This window comes from Salipiger sp. HF18, assembly GCF_011806505.1.
Classification (GTDB): Bacteria; Pseudomonadota; Alphaproteobacteria; order Rhodobacterales; family Rhodobacteraceae; genus Salipiger; species Salipiger thiooxidans.
On sequence record NZ_JAATOS010000892.1, the window covers coordinates 1 to 854 of the forward strand.

At 69.3% G+C, this 854-nt stretch carries 1 protein-coding gene; it reads left to right on the top strand.

What is annotated here, in order from left to right:
* Positions 1 to 854: peroxidase family protein (locus tag HC022_RS27795; protein WP_303049119.1), on the top strand; the 854-nt coding region annotated here is incomplete at both ends.

An 854-nucleotide genomic window follows, 5' to 3' on the forward strand; every position in this document is an offset into this window, starting at 1 on the left:
GCGCGGCACAGCTCGGCGGACAGCGCCCCGAGCTCGACACGCTGCGTGCCGCCGCGACGCTGGCGCTGGACGAGCGCGGCCTGCTGCCGATCGACAGCCCCTCGGGCGTGGCCGACCTCGAGCTGAGCGGCGTCAACGGCAACTGGTGGATCGGGCTTTCGGTGCTGCACACGCTCTTCGTGCGCGAGCACAATGCCGTGGTGGCGCGACTCAGGGTCGATTATCCGAACGCCTCCGGGGAATGGCTCTTCGGCAAGGCCCGGCTCGTGGTTTCGGCGCTGCTGGCCAAGATCCACACGGTGGAATGGACGCCCGCGCTGATGGACAGCCCGGTCGGACGCATGGCCATGCGGGGCAATTTCTGGGGCCTGATCGGTGAGCGCGCCACCGTCGCCAACGGACGTTTCTCGGAAAGCGAGGTGGTCAACGGCATCCCCGGCTCGCCCGCCGATCACCACGGTGCGCCCTATGCGATGACCGAGGAATTCGCCGCGGTCTACAGGCTGCACTCGCTGATGCCCGACGACTACGATTTCCGCCGCGCCGCCGATGACAGCCCGGTCTTGAAGACCGACCTTGCCGGCGTCAGCCACGGCGCCGCGCACCGGCTCTACCGCGAACTCGGGTTCGACGACGTGCTCTACTCGCTCTGCACCGAGCACCCCGGCGCGCTGGTGCTGCACAACTTCCCCAGGGGCCTGCGCAACCTGCACCGCGAGAACGGCCGGGTGGTCGACCTTGCCGCCATCGACGTCCTGCGCGATCGCGAGCGCGGCGTGCCGCGCTTTGCCGAGTTCCGGCGGCAGATCGGCATGTCCGTGCCGCAGACCTTCGGGGACATCACCTCGAACCCC